Here is a 20,486-nt window from a genome sequence, read left to right on the forward strand (position 1 = left end):
ACTGGCAGACATCGGAAGCAAGCACCGATCACCAATGGTCCGTACTCGTCTTAGGAGGCCCGTAATGCCCTGGGACGCATGGGCAATGCTGTCCATCATCACCATCTGCACCACCGTCATCCTCTGGTCCTGTTGGGGCTTCTACTCCGATAGCCACTCGAAAACCCGCACCTCCCTCCGCCTCTCACTCACCGGAGGCGGCCACCTCGACATCCCCCGTCCGAGCGACGCCTCACCTGGAAGACATCGAACCCACCCACCGAAGGCTGCCGCACAATGACCCCCGCCGAGGTAGCCGTCCTGACGGCCCTCCATCTCGACAAAACACTCACCGCAGTGCAGATCCAACAGTCATCCACCCTGACCACCTGGCGAACCCGAAACGCCCTCGCTCAACTCGAGTCCCGCGGCCTGATCATCCCCAGCTACCACCCGGGCCGCTGGCGGATCAGCACCCGCGGCCGAATCACACTGCTGACGAAAGGAAGCCGATTCGCGTAACCACCCTCCGTCGCAGATGCCCAAGGCCGACGGCGACATCACCCCCGGCCACCAGACGCTGCCCTATATCGGTCACCGAATCGGTAAAGCTACTGTGCACCAGCCTATTTCGCGCTACGTCTTAATCGTTGACCGATGGGCTGATGTATCAGGACCAGGCTGGCGACCTCCGGATGATTACGCTCCGCGTTCACCGGCCACTGTGCCAGCCGAGGAGATGGTCTGGACGCTCGTTGATCCAGGCTATCCTGCTACCGCCATCCACCATACGACTCCAGAATGCGATGTTCTCGCAGTCGACCTGGCACTGGCCCGTAAATGCGATGGCAATCGCAACATCGTTCAGCGCAAGTACAAGAACATCCGCGCTCGTGCAACGCCTCTCGCGTGTCCCGTTTGCGATCGACTCCGAACCGACGAGTCATTACTGCGAAACTGCCAGGTAAGCACGCACGAAGGCATCAGGCACGGCAGCGTGCTGCGTTGGCGGGAGACATCGGACAAACGATGGTTCGCAATCGTTCGGTACCGCGATGCGTACGGCGATCTGATCGTGGGCGTCCTGCCCAGCGAAAGACTCGAACCCGATCCCGAATGAGCGTTTCGCCGAGCACCCGAACTTCTTGCAGCATCCGGTGTTCGACCTCGTGGTGACGGTGAGTTATGGCGGCACCGAACAAAACGCAACCCACATACGCGGCTTCGGCTGGCGGGTTCGACGGAGCGATCGATTAGGAAGCTCTCTCGGCCTGGATCGAATCTATGTGCAGCCCAAGCGATACAACCAGGACACCAGCGTGCAACGCCCGGCCGTCGAGGCATTCTTCGGCGCTTCACGGTGTCCAGATCGGCAGCCTGAGGCTCTCCGAAATGTCCTCACAAAGCGCCAGCTCAGCATGAGTACTGTTGGGAAGCAGACTTTCTGCCCGACGTTAGAGGTTCGGCTCGGCTGTCCGCAGCAGCTCGAGCAGCCCGTTGACCGCGGCGAACTTCTCGTCGGACAGAGGGTCAGACGCGAAGTGCATTAGCTCGTTTCGGATCTTGCGTACAGTCTCAAGCAAGGCAAGAAACTGTCCCTGGTCGAGCTTCCAGCCGATTCTCGCCCAGCGGCCAGGGTCGGCGAGAATGTGCTTGTAGCATCCGAAGGTCAGATCGGCGGGTCCAGTGGCTCGGTTTCGGAGATTGCCTGGAAGTGCAGGTCTGAGCTCCTCGAATTCGAAAATGTTTATCGCACAGCGCAATCGGTTCTCTGCTTCTTCAATCAGGACGAAAGGACGGGCGAGCGTACCAAACTGTGCGGTAAGATCGGCCGCGGTGAGGATACCGGTGACACGAACTCGATCCGCGTCGCGTACGAAGACAAAGCCGTTGTCATAGATCACCGCGATCTGGTCTAGCAGCAGCGCATCGTGATCGACCACCGGCGCACGAACTAGCGCGTTCTGCAACGACGGATTCTCGAATGCCATGTGTGCTCGCCCGATCGATTCCCAGGTCACTGCGCCGTGATAGGTGCCGTCGGCGTCGATCACAGCCAGCTGAGAGAACTTTCGCTGTACCATCATTGTCTTGGCATAGGTGAGATCGACGTCCGAGGAGACCGACACAAGCCGAGCGGGCAGGCCGCCCAGTCGCAGTGACATCGGTTCGAGTTCACTGACGTCTTCCACCGCGGTCGTGCCATAGCCCAAGGTTGACTCGGTGTCAGGTTCCGTTCCGAGCGGTACAAGCGCGACAACCGCGCTCAGGTCGCCCTCGGTGAACGGAGGCTGCGTTGTCAGCCCCTTGCTCGCGAGATCGGACTTGATCGTGGAAATGACGGCAGCAGTACGACGTTCGGCTCCCCAGTGCTCGAGAAGATTTCGGATCGTGAGGGTCCTCGGTGTGCCGGGGTCGCGGGCGGCGGCATCGCCCAACAGTTCGGACGCACTGGTTACTTCGGCATCACCGGTGAACCCGGGGTCGACACCGTGCTCGGCCAGATGTGCAATACGACCGGCAGCGTCGTGTCGAACCAAACCGCACACCGTCAGCAACGAGCCGAGACTTGCACGAAGGTCAGGCCGGATCGAATCCCACGCGATATCGTTCCGAATCCAGTCGACCTTCCGTACATGGCGCAGCTCCGCAGGCTCCTCGGCGCGATATTCGTACGGCCCGCTTACACGCCCGATCGCCACCTGCCCTGGCAAGGTTTTCAGTGGCATGACGATGTAGTCGCCGTGCTTGATATCCGTATCGAACTTCCAGAGCTGCCCGGCCCAGTTGCCGATAACCGCCCGGCCGACCTCAGGATAGGCCAGCTGGAGAGCCGCAATCAGCTCGGGCCATGTCGAGTAGGCCTTCAGATCGCCCATTTCCTCCCAGCCCACGATTGCCAGACCATCGGCCAGAGCCTGGGCTTCGCGTTCTCCATGGCTACCGCCGCGGATCAGCCAAGCACGCGGTTCACGTCCCTGATGGGCGCCGTCAGTCATGGGCAGCACTTCCCTTCCCCCTACATGCCTGCCTAGATGCATTCGCATGCGCCAGTACAGATTACGCGGCGGTGTGCAGTGGAGGGACCTGTTTCGATCTTGTTGGGCGGCGTTCTGCACCATCCAGAACCACAGTCGTGCCCTCAGCCCGGTGGTATGACACGACCGGACCTGCTCGTGGTTGCTCTCGCGTCACTCCTCTGCGATGCGGCGTCCACGTACATCTGAGCGGGGTCGCCGGAAATATCGCGGCCAATCCAGCCCGGAATCGGCTGGCGATCACCGATCCATGGCCTCATAAGGCTGTGCACTGTTCGCGCATCGGACAGGCGACGGGCAGGATCAGGATCCAGCAGCTGGAAGGTCAACTCCTTCAGCTCGGCAGGCATGTCACGCCCACACGGCGGCGACACAGTCCGATCCACGCCGGTTTCGAATGCTCGCGTACCGGTTAGGAGTTCGTAGAGAAGGCAGCCGACCGAGTACAGGTCGCTGGCACGTCCGGCCGATCCTCCTTCCAGCAGTTCAGGAGCCATGTAGCCGAGTGATGCTGGGATATCACCCCACGCAGTAATGACCGAGTAGTCCCCGGCACGCAATGAGGTGGCCGCGCCGAAATCGATGAGTTTGACCAGGCCGTTCGGGCTGAGGACGAGGTTTCCCGGTTTGACGTCCCGATGGATCAGATCCACGTCGTGAGCCGCGGCCAGCACCGCGCAGACCTGGGCTGTGATGCACGTGGCCCAGTTCACCGGCAGCCCTCCGCGCTCGTCGACGAGCATGCCGATAGTGTCACCGGACACGAGCTCCATCACCAAGAAGAGCTCGCCATCCGCGCCGAAGTCATACACCGCCGGCACGCCAGGATGGCTCAGTCGAGCCGTAATTCTCGCCTCCCGGTTGAACCGCCGCCGCGTTTCGATGTCGGTCGCGAATTCCGACGCCACCAATTTGATGGCTACTTTCCGGTTGAGGCGCAGATCCTTACCACTCCACACCTCACCCATGCCACCGCGCCCGATCGCGGAGGTGATCTGGTACCGGTCGGCGAGCGTCCTCATGGCAAGAACCGGCTCTTCTTCCCATGCCAGCTGATCAGGATGCTGTCTCGGGCACGGGTCGCGGCGACGAACAGCAACGACCGGGCCCGTTTGATCTCCGCACGATAGCGTGCAGGGTCGGTCTGCTTCAGTTCCACCACGCGACTACCAGGCAGGGCACCGTCTGCGACTCCGGCGAGGATCATCCGCTTATATTCCAAGCCTTTGAAGCGGTACATGGTGCCGATATGAACCGGAGCGGGGTTCTCCCCGGGTCCGTCCGGCCCGATCACGCTGGAGTCAATCTCGGCTTTGTTCAAGCGTTTCGCCACGGCCTCGGCCATCCACCGTTCCGGTACCGCAATCGCGACAGACTCGTGCGGCCAGGCCGCAATCTGCTCGGCGATCCCGTCCAATTCGGCTTCCCAAGTCGGATAGGCCTGGAACGTGGGCTGTGGCCCACGCAGTACCGAGCGATAGCCGGTGAGATCGTCGTTGCCATCGTCCAGGTCATCCCACTCCTCCTCGCCGAGCAGAGCCGCTGCCATGCCGAGGATTTCGTGGGTGGTGCGGTAGCTCAGAGTCAGTCGTGCCGACCTGCCTCGAATATTGATGCCGAGCTGGCCGAGTGACGCGTACTGGCCGTAGATGCGCTGATGAGTGTCACCAGCTATGAACATGTCGTTCGGCCCCTCGGCGACCATGGCGCGCAGCATCCGCCAGTGCGTCGGACTGAGGTCCTGCGCTTCGTCCACAACGATGTGCTGGTAGCGATGCCTCAGCTCACTACCGCCTTGTGGCGCAGTGCTATTCGCGTGCGCAATATTCTCGGCGCGCTCGGTCTCCAACAGGGCCGCCCGCTCGGCGACCTGCCGCAGCGTCCACATGTTTTGTTCGTCCAGCCGCTTCACGTACCGTTCAACCAGCCGCCAGATCGCAGCCCGTGTTTCGCGGCCGATACGCTGACCACGGCCCGCCCGGCGCGCCTTGAAGTACTCCGCGCGCGTGGCCAGACCCTGTCCGAGGATGACCTGGGTCCACTCGTCGTGAAGGAAGTGCGGATCCCATTGCCGCTCATCCTGTTCCGCGAGAAGGTGCTCCCATTCCTCGACAGCTTTGGCGTCGTTGATCCACCGTCGCCCAGCACCGCCATTGCCCTCGGTGGCGACCTTCACCGCGAGTTTGTCGATATTGAAGATATCGACTCGATCCAACACCTCCGGCCCGGATAGATCGAGCAGGCGCTGCCTCAGATCAGCGGCAAGGTTAGTGTTGAAGGTCGTGAGCAGAACGTCCTTGCCGGTGCCGGGGCCCAGCTGCTCCACCAGTTTGCTGACGCGGTGGAGAGCGACAATCGTCTTGCCTGTGCCCGGCCCGCCGCTGACCCGAGCGGGCCCGCTGTAATTGCGTTCAACGATCTTGCGCTGAGTGGGGTGCAGGAATACCTTCCAGCGCCCGAAGTCGCCCTCTTCCAAAATCGCTTGCAGCGCACCATCTTCGGTGGTGACAGTCGCGGGGCGATCGAGCGCCGCCTGATAGTCATCCGCATCAACATCCTCCGCGGCTGCTACGGGCGCGGTGATCTGCTCCATCACCTCCTCGGGAGTCTTGCCGGCGGACAACTCCAACAAGACTTCCGAGGTGAGCTGCGGGGCGTATGACATCAGCCCGTGCAACTCGTCCTCATTGGTGATCTTCGCGACCAGCGCCAGCAGCGGTTCCGCGACACCCAGATCCAGCAGCGTCTGGTCGGAGTACTGCACGAAAAGCGGCGCGGGCCCGGCGGGTTCCTCGGGCACCGCGGCTTCCGCCGTCACCAGGTCGACGAATTCGATGCCGCCGCTGACCGGGTTGATCTGGTAGGCGTACCGATCAAGGTTGTCGTACACCTCCTGACGCGGCTTGATCGCGACGATCACATAGTCCTGATTGCCCGCGTGCAACATGAGCGCTCGATAGTCCAGGTTCACTCGCGCCGAGTACAGGCGTGAGTTGCCTTTCAGCTGTTTGAGTTGCAGGCCAGGCGATTCCGGGTTTTCCCGGAACTTGTGCTGGAAGTCGTAGATCGCGCCTTTGACGGCCCGCGGGAGCTTCAGCACTTCGTCGTAAGCCTTGTCGAGCATGCGCAGTGTCGCGTCACTCATGGTTGTCCTCCGATCCGTGCGGCGAGCTCGTTCGCCGTCCAGGCCGCCGCGGGCCGAGCCTGCCAGCTCTCGTCCGCATATGCGGCATCGCGCTTGCGCGCCTCGTCATCGTCTCCGGCCAGCACTACCGCCACTTTCGCCGCGGGCCAACCCAATTCCGCCTGCCAGGCGTGTTCGCCGAGCTCGTAACCGACCTCGGGCGCGGTGACACCGAGTACGGCCAGCTCATGAGCCAGCTCGGCGAGTCCGGGTTCGTCGGGGTCGAGCAGGTCCAGCACCTCGAGCCACTGCGGCGACACGGTGTGGTCGTCGGACTTCGGTATCGGCTCCGGCTTGGGTTCACGCCGTGCCGGCGGGGGCAGGCTGTCGTCGTTCAGGTCCTCGTCCAACGGCAACAGGCTCAACATGGTGAGGAAGCCGCCGCCACCCGCAGCGGCGAGCTCAGTGGCGTCGAACTCGTCCACTGCCGACAGGGTCAGCTGGGCGCTGTCACCGGCGCCGAAATCGAGGAACTGCAACAGATTTCCCCAGTACAACCAGTTCGCCCAGCGCTTCTTGTGTGCGTCTTGATCGGTTTCGATCGCTTCGTCGCGATCGTCGATGATCGTGAACGCACTCCACGCCGCACCATCGCGTTGGTCGAGAACGATCGACAGTTGTGGGGCGGCGATTGTGGCGATCGGACCGTTCTCGGGGGCAGGCAACGGGTCACCGCGCAGTGCCGCCGTGACCCGCTTCGCGACACCGCTGGCATCCGACGTACTCGGGCGGACCTTCGCGGTCTTAGTCGCACCGGCCACCACAGCTTCGGCTCTGGCCCGCCACACCTTCTGATCCGGGTCGGCCAGGTAGGCGAGCAGGGTGTACACCGGGTTGGTCCACATGGTCCGCACCAACTCATCGGAGTCACGGCCGGTGCCCTGATAGATTTTGCGCGCGGCCCCCTGCGCATTGCCCTGATACGGCTCGACTAGGGGTTCCTTCGAGGTGTTCGGGCCGAAACCGCGCAGCTCCCAAGCGTCAATGTCGTTCCAGGTGAGCTGGAAGACCAGACCGCGGTGTGCCCGCAGGCTCGCACGTTTACGGGCGTCATCGGCCAACCTGTTGTGGTTAGGCGAGGCGTGGAACTCGTAACCGTCCAGATAGACGGAGATCTCCTGCGGCTGATCACTAACCAAACGGAACACTACATCGGGCCGCGTGCCTCGAATAGTGTTCTGCAACAGCATCTTCCAATGTCGCACCTGCCCGTCGGGGCCTTCGATGCGCAGGTCTGCCGTCCGTTTGCCAGCGACAATTTCACCCCGGGCCAGGACAGCCTCGACATCGGGACGTCTCCACCACTTGTCGAGCCCATCGAGGAATCGGGCCTCCAATTCGCTCTCGACCTGGTCCCACAGCGAAATCTGGTCGGTACCGGTCACTTCCGTGACGGACCAGTCCTCGAGCAGTTCGTCCAGCATCTCCAGGGCATCGAGGCGGCTGACCATGCCGTACCAGTCGGGCTTGTCGTTGGGGATGTGCGAAAGCAGGCAACGGTGACAAGCCGCCTTGGGAGGATTGTCGTCCTTGCATGGGCAGTTGGCGACGATATCGCGTGCCGCGATTAGCACATCGCGGAAGTTGTCCGAACTGGCGAGCCGGTGCAGATACCCCGTTCCGCCCGGTAACGTGTCGTGCAGGACAAGGAAACGGCGGCGGCGGCCGGTGTCCTGATCCGGCATTGTGGCGGTCGCGATCTGCAAATGGTCGGGGTCACCGCCATAGTTGCGCGCCACGCCCGCCATAAGCGCGGTGTGGAAGCTCGCGGACCGCTCCTCGGCACGCAGGGTGGCGACGGGCAGCAGGATGCGCACCGCTTCGGTCTCGAGCTCGTGTGCCAGGATCAGCTGGAGATATTCCGAGTCCTGAACCGAGCGCCGATACGGGCACCAGGGCCGGTGATGCTGCCGCGACTTGTCCCAGATCGACGGGGCGACAAGACCATTCGATTGTCCGGTCGGCAAGCCGTCCACGGTCGTGCCACCGCAAGAGGGGCAGGTGTAGAAGGGATTGAGCCGCACGTCCTCCCCAGCGAAACGATCGCCAGCCGGGCGATCGTAGCGGGTGGGGCCCAGGTTGAAGCGGCGAACCACCGCGTGCCGGGTGAAGTCCACGCCGAACACGGCTTTCGCATGCCGCCACGAGCCCTCTACGATGTCCGCGCGATCGATGTCGACGGCTGTGACGGTCTCGTAGTACCGGCGTTTGCGATCGTCTTGATCGTCGCGTATGCGAACGTCATCGCGGCGGTCGTGGGCAGTGACTCGGGTGGGGCGCAGCACCTTGTGCAGTGCGTCGGCGTCACCGATTTCGCCGGCGTTGCAGCGCGGGCACGGCGAGGTATTCTCCACCGCCTGCGACGTTCGGACGTAACCGCATTCCGGGCAGACGCGCCAGTACTCCCAAGCCTGCCGATTCGGTGTGCCGACATCCATGCCGGTGATCTCGTGCTGGTAGCCGCGCATGTAGAAGGTGTTGCCGGGCGCGAGTTCGGTGAGCGCGGCGCGCGCCGGGCGGCGGTATTCGCGTACCTCACTGTGGTATTCGCGATCACCCTTGGGTGTGTCCTCGTCCCAGGTGATCGTGGCTTCCAGTGTCGTCGCGGTATCGATCAGCGAATAGTTGGGCAGCAGGCCGAGCTCCACCAGCGCGCTCTGAGCGTTCTGACTACCGATCTCGTTGAGGCGCTTGGTGATTGCCTTCCGTTCAGCTTTCATGGATCGCTTCACGACCCGGTTGTCCTCGTCGTCCTGTGAGGTCTCCATCGCGGTGTCGATGAGGTGCAGCCGCTCGCGCAGGTCGGCCAGGCGTTCCTCCCAGGATTCTTCGGCCTCCCGCACGGCATCGGCCAGACCGAATGCCGCGAAGGCACGCAGATCATTCGCCGCTCCGGCGGAAACGGTGTCACCGAACAGGTCCAGGAACGGCTCGACCGCACCGCTGGATAGGGCGGCGGGCACAAAGACCGCCAGCCAACCGGTTTCGCCGAACAGCGCCGAGGCGCGGCGCGGTAGCGGCAGCACACCCGGCAGCCGGTCGCGAGCGGCCAGGTCGACCAGGTGCGCGAAATACTGCCGGCGCAGGATCTCCACGGCCGACAGGTAGCTGCCGGGCGGAATGATCTCGCCGTCGATCATGGCCAGCGGCTGGTCGATGAAGTACAGATCTCGCGGGGTCCGACCCACCAGCGTCACCAGGAACGCGTTGCCGGTCTTGCGGCCCGCACGGCCTACGCGCTGAATGTAGTTGGCGGGCCCGGGTGGCAGCGAGGCGAGCACCACCGCCGACAGATCGCCGATATCGATGCCCAATTCCAGTGTGGGAGTGCAGGACAGGACATTCGGGTCGTTGTAGCGCTTACCGTCCTTGAACTGCTGCTCGACCTGTTCACGTTGGGCGCGGGTGAGCGCGCCGGTGTGCTCGGCGGTGACCACCCGGAACGGGCTTCCGCCCAGGTACAGGTGGCGGTAGTAGTCGTTGTGGTCCAGTAGACCTCGCACGGAAAGCGTTCCACCGCACCGGTATCGAGGGCACGGCTGACCGAACCAGTCGGAGATCTGCTCGGGGTGCAGGGTCTGCTGCCAAGAGCAACGGTCGCACCCGATGCCTGCGTCGGCCACCTCATGCTTCTCAAGAAGCCGAACTTGGATATGGCCGGGTTGCAAGCCGTACACCTGCGTCGAACTGTCCGCGGCAATGCGTTTGGCGATCACACCCTCGGCCGCCAGCATCGGCAGGAACTTCGACAGGTACTCACCGGCCTGCCCTCGCGCCAGGCCCAGGCATCGTGACGCCCAATCCTGCATCCACCCCTGGTCGGATTCGATGCCGTCGAATTCGGAACCCTTCTTAGCGCGGTCACGAACGAAGGTCGGCGCGGACAGTCCGCGGGGGAAGGCTGGCATACCGTCCGGTCGACGACCCCAGATGGTGCCGAAACGTTTCGTGCCCGCATTCGCGATCCAGCCGTCCAGCCATTGGTGTTTGATCGCACCGCGATAGCGCATACGTTCCAGCAGACCTCGAACGAAGACGAGGTAGCGCTCCTCGCTCTGCAACTCGATATGCCCGGACTGCACCTTCATGTGCGCATCGCGTGCGAGATCCGCTGCCAGTTCTGGTTTTTCGAGAATAACCTCAGCGGCCGCCGTACCAGTCAACTCGAGAGTGCGGCCCTGCCGGGAGCGCAGACCGAACTCCAGAATGGTCTGAAACGCCAGCCGCTCTCCGATGAGGCTCCACGCCCGCGGGCTTCCGGATGTCGTCTCGGCCAGAATGTCGTCGATCTCAGGCAGGTCGTGCAGGTCGGGTGGCACCACGGCGGGCAGCGCACCGTCCTCGGTCGCCGCTGCCGCCAGATCAGCGATCAAGTCATGCAGCAGTATAGGCTCATTACCGATTCGGTTCGCGATCAGACGACGCAGTGAGAACGCATAGGAACGGTTGGCAACGAATCCGGCCCGATGCGCGGCATCCTGCACGGAATCGTTGAATAGCAAGGTCTTTTGCTGATTGAGCTCTAGCTGGCCGCGAGCGAACAACTGGGTGATGGCCACCGACGCCAAACTGGCCAGACCGGCGCCGAGGAAGCGGATGCCCTCATCGGTATCGCAGGCCGGGCACCGATCGCTGGCGGCGCGACTGTTCGCCTCCGGGGTGGTCGCCACATCGCCCAGGACATATACCCGCTCGGCGTCCAAGGTTTCCTGCGGGTCGAACGGCCGCACCCGATCGTCCTCCAAGACAAGCAGGTTGCGCACACCCGCCTCGACCTCTTTATCGGTCGCCTTTATGAGCGCGCGCACCCGCTTGTTCTCCGAACCCACATTGGCCCGATAAATCTTGTCCGGGTTGACGTTCAGCTCCCGTGGGTCTCGCTCCGGCGAGTACACCGCCCACCCGGAACGCCCGCAGTGGCGGCAGTAGATAGCGGGCAGCATGCGCTTGCCCCGCGTGGCCATCAACGAGTCGTCATCCATGACCGGCGGCTCGCCCTCCCAGCCGAACGCCGCCGTCGTGCTCACCATCCGCAGCAGTCGCGATACCGCGCGCGCCCAGACATGTGTTTCGATCAGCAGCAGCGGCTGTTTCGGATTCTCCGGATCGCGCGCCTCCGACAGCAGCGCGATGAACCGCGCCAGCGCCGCGGCCGCCTTACGCGGATTATCGCGAATAGTCGCGCCCCAGGTGTAAGCCCCGCGTTTGGGCAGCGACTCGAGAATCTCCGCCATGGTGCGCGGACGGCCGCGGTCCTGGTTTCCGTTGAGGATCTCCAGCACCGCGTGGGTGAGGATATGCTTGCGCAGATACTGCCCCAACTCGGCCTGGTTGAGCGTGGTGAATCCGGTAACGGCTCCAGCAATGTCCTCCATCGCGGTCGGAAACCGTAACGGGTCAGGACAATTCAGCAGATCATCCGGGCTCGGCAGCGGCAGGCTCATATCCAGCTCATCCATGAAATCGTCCACGGTGAGCCGGTTCTCGCCGATCACGGACGCCGCCGGGAACGACACCCCGAACACCTTCTCAGCCACCCGCCGAATTTCTGTACCGTCGCCGCCCTCTCCCAGGGTGGCGGAGGTGGCCACCGGGCAGATGTCACCCAGCGGTGCCCCAGGCCGTGAATGCTCGGTGGCGGCGGCCAAGCGGCGCAACAGCATTGCCACATCGGTGGCCTGCGCGCCATCATAGGTGTGGAATTCGTCGACCACGATGTAGGCGATGCGGGCGTCCTCCCACAACGGGAGATCGTCGGCCCGCTGCAACAGCAGGTCGAGCATCTTGTAATTGGTGATGAGAATGTCCGGTGGGTTGCGACGGATCTCCGACCGTATGGTCATCACCTTCGGATAGCCGACCTCCGGGGTGTCGCCGATGTAGAGAGCGGCCGTAACCTCCTCCATACCGGTTTGTGTAAGGAGTTCGTTGATGCGCTGAGCCTGGTCGGTGGCCAGGGCGTTCATGGGGTAGAGGAATATGGCCTTTACCCCGTGATTCCCAGCCGCGCGCTCCCGCTGACAGTGATCGAGAACCGGAATCAGGAATGACTCGGTCTTACCCGAGCCGGTTCCTGTGGTGATCAGCGACGGCTCGGCCCTCTTCCCCCGAGTGCTCAGGCGCTGCCACGCCTGAGCCTGATGCAGGTGCGGGACGAAACCAGCGGGCTTCCACTGCAAGGGATTTCGCCACGTCTTCTCGTCCACCTTGCGAAACTTGGTGCGGATTCGCAAGTAAGGGCCGCGGAAGATGCCTTGCTCGGCATGTTCAAGGAAGCGTTCGAGGGCTTCCCGGACAGCCGGCTCGGCCAGAGCGAAAGTGGTTGTCAGGTACTGAGTCAGACTCTTGCGCAGCTCCTCGGCCGCCAGGGTCGGTTTCATGCGGCACCGCCCTCATGCTGTGATTCGCCCGGAACAGGCCAGCCTGCCAGAGCAAGCCGCTCGGCGAAAACGGCGTGTGCAGAGCGGTATTCGGCTTCTCGATCGACTTTACGGAACGGGGCTTCGTAGCCGTGTGGAACCGGGCCTTCAATCTCAGGATCTAAGTGATCCATGAGTTGCTTGAAATCTTCCTTAGTCTGCCCGTAGCCGAATGCATTGTGATCTCCCGCGATCTTTCGACCGTTGTTATCGTGCCAAATCTGAGCCTCATAGTCAGACAAGACTGGAAAGCGCGCACGGTATATTGCTACGAGCTGATCAGATGTCATCCCAATCCACACCGCGACCAAGGCATCCAGCTCGACAAGCGCAGCCCGGCGCTCACGCTGGGACCGCAGGGGAGTTCGGAAACACCATTCTGGCGTTACCGCTTCAAGCGGACTCAATCCCGGCCAGTTTACCGCCCACCGGTCTTTCACCCATTCATGATCGTAGAGCTTATTCCACAGCTCCGAGTAAGCGCCTGTCAGACAATTGAGACGCAGGGTCCGCAGAAGAAGCTGCGACGCAAGCGGATGCGCCGAATCAGGAGATGGAAGCATTCTCACTTCCGTCTTACGAAGATGTTTTCTCCCAGCAATGCGCAGCCTATAATCGAGCGGTAAACTCGCCCAGAATCCAGCTAAAAGCGCAGTGTCCCGATCATTCGAGAGCGCCAATGAGTTAACCAAATCGACATGCGCAGGACCCGGCGGAATTATCGCAGCAAAGAGCGACCTCTCGTTTGACAAACGCATCATAACACGCCAAGCCAGGCGGAAGTATTCAGTAAATTTCCGGCCGTTCCAACGATCCAGAGCGCGATCATACTCGGCGCGATCCACAGCTCGAACGTAATTCGTAACAGGAACAGCATCCTCCGCAAGGCTAACCAGATTCCATTGCGACCAATCACGGTTGGATCGACAAGGAATATTAGGCTGCTTACTATATGGCGTAGCCTGAACGAAGTGAGGGCCCTGCAGAATTACCTCATCAAGTCGATCGACTTTGTGCGTATTCCAGCGAATGAGACCCTCTTTCTTTGCTTTTGCTTCGTCAAACCCATAGCTTATTTTCAGATCGTCGCCAGTAATGCGACCATCAAATGCTATCAGCGCGTTGATCGCACCCGCCTCGGCAGAGCTCACAGGATACAAGAGTTGCGTCTGATCAACCGGGGAGCCATTGGCATCCAAAAGAGATTGCCACTCGGCCAAAACGTTCTCGTTTACGTTAATTATTCGCTCAGAGTGTGGCCGGATATCCCATGTGCCATTGTGTTTAATGCCAGGCATATCCCCACCACCAGAATGATTCAATGACCCAACGAGAGTCTCCGGCGCAAAAATCCAACTCAGATGCGCGAAATCAATGCCCCCAGGCCGGCCATATATATGGATGCCGAATTCATTCCGATTTAGGATATCGAAAAGGATTCTTTCATTGACAAAGTGTGCATGCAAGCGGAGATGACGGTATGCCCGCGCACGAATCATCCCTTCCTTGGTTCCGGTAAAGTGCGTATCCGGATGAATCAAACCCGCCGCACCCTGAGGCCCCAAAGCATCCCAAACACGACACATGAACCCCCGATACAGATCGAGTTGAGTTCCAGCCAGAGTCGGATAGTTTGTGCCGCCTCCAATGAATTCCGAAACGCCCCAATTGTCCGAAAGCTCATCCACGAAATACTTTACCATGGCATCGGTTCCGAGAAGCATGCCCTTTCGTTCGTCCCAGTCTGGAGCGGACGGGTTCTCGGACAACATAAACCATGGATCCAATTCGGCCAGTACGGAATTCTCTTTCCAAGTCGGTCGAACCCACGGGGGATTCCCAACCAACAGATCGAAGCCACCTCGCTTGAAGACCTGTGCGAACTGTACTTCCCAGTGGAAAAAGCCCCGACTACCTGAGATAGCCTCGGCTGCTTCGAACCAAGGAAACCGCTCGCCCAGCTTGAATTCCGAGTCCATGCCCATCCAGAGCGGCAATTGGTCCTCGTATTCCTCCAGATCCTTCAGGCCCGTGAAGCTGGTGACGAGCGAATCTTCCGGTACATCCGCTCGGCCGAGCACCGCCTCCGCGAAATCGATCCAGTCGTCGAGGTTCCGCAGCGGAATTACCTCACGCACTGGGTCGAGCTTCGGTCGACGAGCGGGCTTAGAACTGCGAGGGGCTGTAACCTGTGCTTGGGCGTACTTTGCCAGGTCGAGTTGTTCGTTGCCGATGCTGAATAACGACTCGGTGACGTAAACCTGCTCGAAGCTAGATGTTTCTATGGCGGTCTCGGGCGGGCTGACCGATACTGCCGAGACCAGGGAGTTTACAAGGGAATTGGTAGCCTGCTCGCGCACGTAGCGTGGGTCGCTGCCGGTCAGCAACCCAACCTCGTCCGGCGACCAGAACCACAGGGCGCACCAGGTGTCCATGACCTTCTTCAGACGCCAGTAGGGCGTGCCGGGTGCGGTGAGGTCGTGGTACACCTTCTCCTTGGGCACAGCGTGCTCGGGCTGCGTGAGCCAGTCCACACCCCAGACGTCGATCTTTCGACTGATCTCGCGCTCGGAGATAGTGAGCCGCTGGATGACCAGGTCCCACAGATATTCGACCCGGCCCGCGAGTGCTTGAAGCCGCTGGAGCTGGGAAACACGGCGGCCATTGGTCTTCTTGTCGGAGACTTTCTTCTTCATCCCCTTACGCCACCCGGCCAACTGCTTGGCCTGTTCGGGTGCGAGAGCCTTGGCTTCCTTGGCTCCAGCCACAGCGCCCCAGCCGTCGGCGGGGAGCAAGAAATGGTGCACCCTGCCCGTGGGCAACGGACCTGCGGAGAATGGCAGATCCTCGGGGGCCTGGCCGAGCCAGTCCCCTTTGGTTAGCTGGGCGGCGCTGTACACCTTGCGCCCCGCACCAATGAGTGAGTTGCCGCGTCGCAGGTGCAAGCCGAACCAGGGAGCCTGCAAACCGGGATGCATGACGTTGAGCCAGAGGGAGACTTCAGCCAGTTCGACGGCGGTTTCATTGAGGTCGACGCCGTACGAGTTGTGCAGGGCGATATAGGCTTTCGCCTTCTGCAACTCTTCCTCGTATTTTTCCGGGTCGACGTCGATGCCGAGTTCGCGCTGACGCCGCTTCAGGTATTCCGCGGCCACCTGGTTGATAGCCTCGTTGAGGAATGCCCCGGACCCGAGGGCGGGCTCGCAGATCTTCCAGTCGAGGATCTCCCGCGCCGTGGTAGTCGTGTCGTCCTGATCAAGTCGGTATTTCAGCGCAAGTTGGACGGTGACGCTGGTCAGGGATTCGGGTGTGTAGTAGGAGGCGCTGGTTTCCCGGTCACGACCCGCGAGACGGTAGACGAACCGACCTACCGGATATCGCATCTTCTCGCTGGTCTTCTTTCCGTCCTCATCCATGAGCATGACGAAAACGTCGTCCGGGTATTCACGCTCTTTGGAGGCCGGGATCATCCAGGACCCGTCCTTGGGATCGCCGTTCTTGGCCACCTCGTACAGGTCCTCGGTGGCGATGAATCCTGTGTAGGACATCAGGCCCTCGTACACCGCGCCGAGCTGGTTGATGCCGAGCTGGGCGTAGGAGATGAAGCCGCCGCGTTCCTTGCGTCGGCCCTTGGCGAGCATGAGCTTGCGCAGCACCTGGTAGAGGCAGGCGTTGCGGAGCCGGGTGTCGATGGTGCGGCCTTCGTCGTCATCGATGAGGAGATCCGCGCGGATGAGGCTGATTGCGGTGGGCTCGAACAGGTCCGAGCGCATGGGCTCGAAGCGCAGTCCCACCTCCTCGGAGAGTTTGTTGTTCTTGGACAGCTTGCCGTCCTTTGCTAGCTCCGCTTCGGCGGCTTTCTTCGCGGCGAGCTCCTCGGCCGTGCGCGGCCGGTGTCCCTCGTTGACCAACTTGAACAACAGATCCAGGGACTCATACAGGTGCAGGTTGTCCTCATCGCAGAGGTCGCGGACCACTAGATCGCCGAGGCGAGCCAAGCTGTAGCCGCGGCCGTAGTCCTGGTCGTCGGTGGGCAGGATGCCCAGTTCCGGCCGCGCTTCGGCGTAGAGCAGGAACAGGATTCGGTACAGGTAGCGAAGGGATTCCCGGCCCAGTTCCTTGGCGAGGGCAGCGGGTTCCATGATGTCCTCAGGCCGTGCGCCCTGGGAGCGGATGCGGTCGAGCACTTCGTTGGCGATCAGCTCGACCGATTCCTTGAGGCCGTCGCGCAGTTCCTTGGAGACGCCGACCGCGTGATTGCGGGAGCTGCTGAGGAGTTCGGCGAGCGGTTCGGAGCCGCCTTCCGCGGGCGGGAGCAGTGAGTCCGCGCCGAACAGGGCGGCGATGACAGACAGTTCGTCGATATCGTTGCGGCCCAGGGCAATATCGAGGCTGACGCCGAGGTAGCGGCCTTCGCCCCAGGTGGCACGGTCGGCCAGGATCACCACGCCGCCGGCGAGGATGAGGACATAGCGCGGCGGGTTGTCGCCCGCGAAAAGCCATTTGGCGAGTTTCGTGCCGGAGGTGATCTCCGTGTGGTTGTCCAGCGTCACCGGAGACAGCAAGCGTCCTGCTTGACTGTCGTCGAGGGCGGCGTCCACGTCGACGGCCCAACCGCATTCGATGGCTACGAGGTGGTCGTCTGCGAAGGCGACGGGGACGGTGTGCTCACGGCCTGTCCGTTCGACGGTCAGCTCCCTCGGTTGGGCGTCGAAACCCAAGGCACGCAGCACATCACCGTGCAGTTCGTGCAGCTTCTTGTGTTGTTCAGCCGTTTCGCGCGCGGTGAGCGGGTCGTCGTCGCGGCGACGGGCGTCTAGGTCGGCAAAATAGGGGCGATCGGCCCAATACGGTTTGCCCAGGGCGCGCAGGCCCTGCCGTGGGGTCACCCAGGTGCGGTCGGTCGCACCCTCCGCGGCCGTTTCGGCGGTGGCCGACTTTTCCTGTCGGTGCTGCTTCTCGCGCTCGGTCCAGGCGGCCAGCAGGCCGTCTTTCTTCTTCAGGTCCTTCGGCAGCACTTCGGCGAGGTAGTGCGCCGAGAAGTAGTCGCCACGATTGACGAGCGAGTCGAGCCTCACTGCGCTGCCTCCTGCTCCGGAACGAGTACGGCCAGCACCCGCAGCAGGGGCTCGCCGGAAGTCTGCATGGCGTCGAGCAGCCGCTGCTGGCGGTCGACGGTTTCGTTGACGGCGTCGCGGCGGCTCTTGCGGGCCTCGGGGAGTCCGTCGAGGGTGAGCTGCTCCCAGGTCTGGAGCTTGTGACGGTATTCATTGAGCGGTGCAACGACTTTGGCGTCGTACTCGCTGCGGCGCGCGTTCAGGTGGGCACGCGCGGCCGTCACGACCTCCGGTACACGGGCCTGCAACGGGCCGAGGTCCATGGTTCGCCTGGTGTTGGTCATGCCCGGTCCGACCTTGGCGTCGGCGAGGACTTCGGTCATCGGCCGCGGCAGCACGCCGTCGGTGGTCACGGCCATCCACTCCACCACGGTGGGCTGCCCCAGCGAGTTGGAGTAGATACCTTGGATGAGGAACACCGGTTCATCGACGGCGGCCACGATCGCGGGGGCCTTTTGCCGCCCCAACCGGACCAGGACCTTGTCGGTGACCCAGTCGACCAGCGGATGCAGATCCGACAGGTAGGCGATCTCCGGCCACATCATCTTGGTGTCACGTGCCTCAGTCAGCTTGCGTTGCGCCAGTTTCCGATTGAATGTGACCTTCATGCGCTGGTCCACCCGATGCATGCGCATGTAGTCGGAAGGCAGCGCGGACAACCGGTGTACCAGATCCTTCGGCGGTGTGAACGCCAGCATCTCCCCGTCGTCTTCGAGATCGTCGAGTAGACGCAAGGAGTCGATCGACTCCTTGACGAACGCCTCCGTGCTGTCGAACAGGTGCGGCGCGTCGGCACGCGCGGGGTCCCCGTCGAGCTCGTCGGTGCCGATCGAGCCGAGAAGGTCGGCGAGCACGTCATCAAGGGGTTGCACGTCCAGCGACTCGTCAACGGTCTTGCCCGCCAACAGATCCTGAATCAGCCGACGCTCTTCCCGCTCGGCCCGGTATTCGCCGGTGACCGCCTCCGCTGTGCCGAGACTGCGGTGTGCCGCTTCCTCTTTCGCGAGCAGCTTCTCCGCCACCGCCCGGTCGTCCTTGGCTCCCTCCAGCTCCGAAGTGAGGATAAGAGCGTCGAACTGGGGCTGTTCCTTCTGCCCGTAGCGGTCGATGCGGCCGTTGCGCTGTTCGATGCGGATCAGGCTCCACGGCACGTCGTAATGGATCAGATGGTTGCACTGGTGGTGCAGGTTGACTCCTTCGGAGGTGACGTCGGTGGTGACGAGCACTCGAACCGCGCTGTCGGACAAGCCGAATCCCTCGATAATGTCCTGCTGCGCCTGATCGGACATGCCGTTTCCGAGCAGCTTCTCGACCCCGTCCGCCCGGAGCCCCAGGGCACGTGGCAGCAGGCCGTGCAGCCAGTTGACCGTTTCGACGCTTTCGGAGAAGACCACTACGCGGGTGCGGCTCTTAGGACCGACGCCGATCTCCTTCAGCCGGGCGACGAGGGCGGCAAGTTTGGCCGAATCGTCGTCGGTCATTCGAGAAGTCAACTGCTGCAACGTCTTCAGGGCGTCGATCTCGCGTTGTTCCTCGGCGGACCGCAACCGGTTGGCCACAGTCTTGGCGAGCGCCTTGTGCGAGGACAGGAAGGATTTGAGCAACGTGTAGGGGAACAGCCGGTTCTTGGTGCCGACCACAGGGCCGCCGAGCCGCTGTTCACCGGCCAGCCAGACCTCGGTCAACTCCGCGAAAATCTTCTCCTCCGCCGGGGTAGCCGCGCAGCGAAGCGGCACCGACGGCCCTCGATCCGGCCACTTCGTGCCGATCTGATTGCGCACCTCGGAGTCGGTCTTGGTGCGCCGAATGTACAGGTGCGCAATGTCTTTCGCCTGATACTTCGACGTGTCGGCGATCGCCGCCGGATCGAGCATGCGGATCAGCTCGGCAAAGGACTCGCTGTTTCCGTTGTGCGGGGTTGCGCTGGCCAGCAGCAGCGCATCGGTCTGGCGCGCCAGCAGCTGGGCCAGCTTGTTGCGCAGGCTGGTTTCACCGATCAGATTGTGTGACTCGTCGATGACGACCGCGTCCCAGTTCATCTTCTCCAGGTGATGACCATACTTCCCCTCGTTCTTGAGGGTGTCGATCGAGACGATGACCCGCTTGTAGTAGGTGAAAGGGTTGCGGCCGGCCGGGATGTACTTCTGAATGCGTTCGATGCCAACCGAATCCAGCCGGATCAAGGGAATCGCGAACCTGGTCCAGAGCTCACGTTGGAACTGCTCGAGCACCTGCTGCGGGGTGACGACCAGGATGCGTTCGCCACGACCGCGCCGGATCAGCTCCCCCAGGATCAAGCCGATCTCCAGCGTCTTACCCAAGCCGACCACATCTGCCAGCAAGATGCGTGGGCGCAGGGCTTCGAGGGCCTTAACGGCCGGGCGTTGTTGGTAGGCAAGCGGGTCCAGCAGGAACCGGTCGGCCAGCGCCAACCCCTTCTCGGTCTGCGGCAGCGGCGTGCGGCGCAGCACCGCTTCCAGAAACAGCCGGCTCTTCGCGAAGCGCGGTGTCTCGTCCTGCTCGAGGATGGTGTCCTCGGGCCGTAGCAAGCTGATCTCGTCCAGTTCGGTGAAGAACACCGCTTCCTCGTCGCGGACGAACTCCGAGGCGCCGACCGCGGTGATGCGGTAACTGTCACCGTCGGCATGTCGGATTTTCGCGCAGGTGCGGACGATCCACTCGGCGTCGCGGACTTCGATCCGGGCACCAGGCGGGTAGGCAGTCTCGCTCACTGTGCTCCTTTGAGCTG

General features: G+C 62.4%; 7 protein-coding genes. 1 reads left to right on the forward strand and 6 read right to left on the reverse strand.

Translation table 11 applies throughout. The features are described 5' to 3' along the window. The first annotated feature begins 517 nt into the window (after positions 1-517). Complete coding sequence (locus tag ACAM49_RS07570; protein WP_369634726.1) at positions 518-1,099, forward strand: hypothetical protein; 582 nt, start codon at positions 518-520, stop codon at positions 1,097-1,099. A gap of 334 nt (positions 1,100-1,433) precedes the next feature. Here the strand turns inward: ACAM49_RS07570 and ACAM49_RS07575 are convergent, their stop codons facing one another. The 6 genes from ACAM49_RS07575 to ACAM49_RS07600 form a co-directional block, all read right to left on the reverse strand. Beyond that, positions 1,434-2,978, reverse strand: coding sequence for a CBS domain-containing protein (locus tag ACAM49_RS07575; protein WP_369634727.1), 1,545 nt, complete (start codon positions 2,976-2,978; stop codon positions 1,434-1,436). A 143-nt stretch (positions 2,979-3,121) separates the two neighbouring features. After that, positions 3,122-4,039, reverse strand: a complete 918-nt coding sequence (locus ACAM49_RS07580; RefSeq protein WP_369634728.1) for a serine/threonine-protein kinase — start codon at positions 4,037-4,039, stop codon at positions 3,122-3,124. Continuing rightward, on the reverse strand, positions 4,036-6,162 hold the full coding sequence (locus ACAM49_RS07585) for a UvrD-helicase domain-containing protein (protein WP_369634729.1): 2,127 nt from the start codon (positions 6,160-6,162) through the stop codon (positions 4,036-4,038). The genes ACAM49_RS07580 and ACAM49_RS07585 overlap by 4 nt, the downstream gene beginning before the upstream one ends. Beyond that, positions 6,159-12,581, reverse strand: coding sequence for a DEAD/DEAH box helicase (locus ACAM49_RS07590; RefSeq protein ID WP_369634730.1), 6,423 nt, complete (start codon positions 12,579-12,581; stop codon positions 6,159-6,161). Before ACAM49_RS07590 ends, ACAM49_RS07585 begins: the two co-directional genes overlap by 4 nt. Further along, positions 12,578-17,698: a hypothetical protein gene (locus tag ACAM49_RS07595; RefSeq protein WP_369634731.1), complete on the reverse strand. Its 5,121-nt coding sequence runs from the start codon at positions 17,696-17,698 to the stop codon at positions 12,578-12,580. Before ACAM49_RS07595 ends, ACAM49_RS07590 begins: the two co-directional genes overlap by 4 nt. Further along, the gene (locus ACAM49_RS07600; protein WP_369634732.1) at positions 17,695-20,316 is read right to left on the reverse strand and encodes a DEAD/DEAH box helicase; all 2,622 of its coding nucleotides are present in this window, start codon (positions 20,314-20,316) and stop codon (positions 17,695-17,697) included. The genes ACAM49_RS07595 and ACAM49_RS07600 overlap by 4 nt, the downstream gene beginning before the upstream one ends. Between the last annotated feature and the right edge of the window lie 170 nt (positions 20,317-20,486).

This window comes from Nocardia sp. JMUB6875, assembly GCF_041154655.1.
In the GTDB taxonomy this organism is placed as follows: Bacteria; Actinomycetota; Actinomycetes; order Mycobacteriales; family Mycobacteriaceae; genus Nocardia.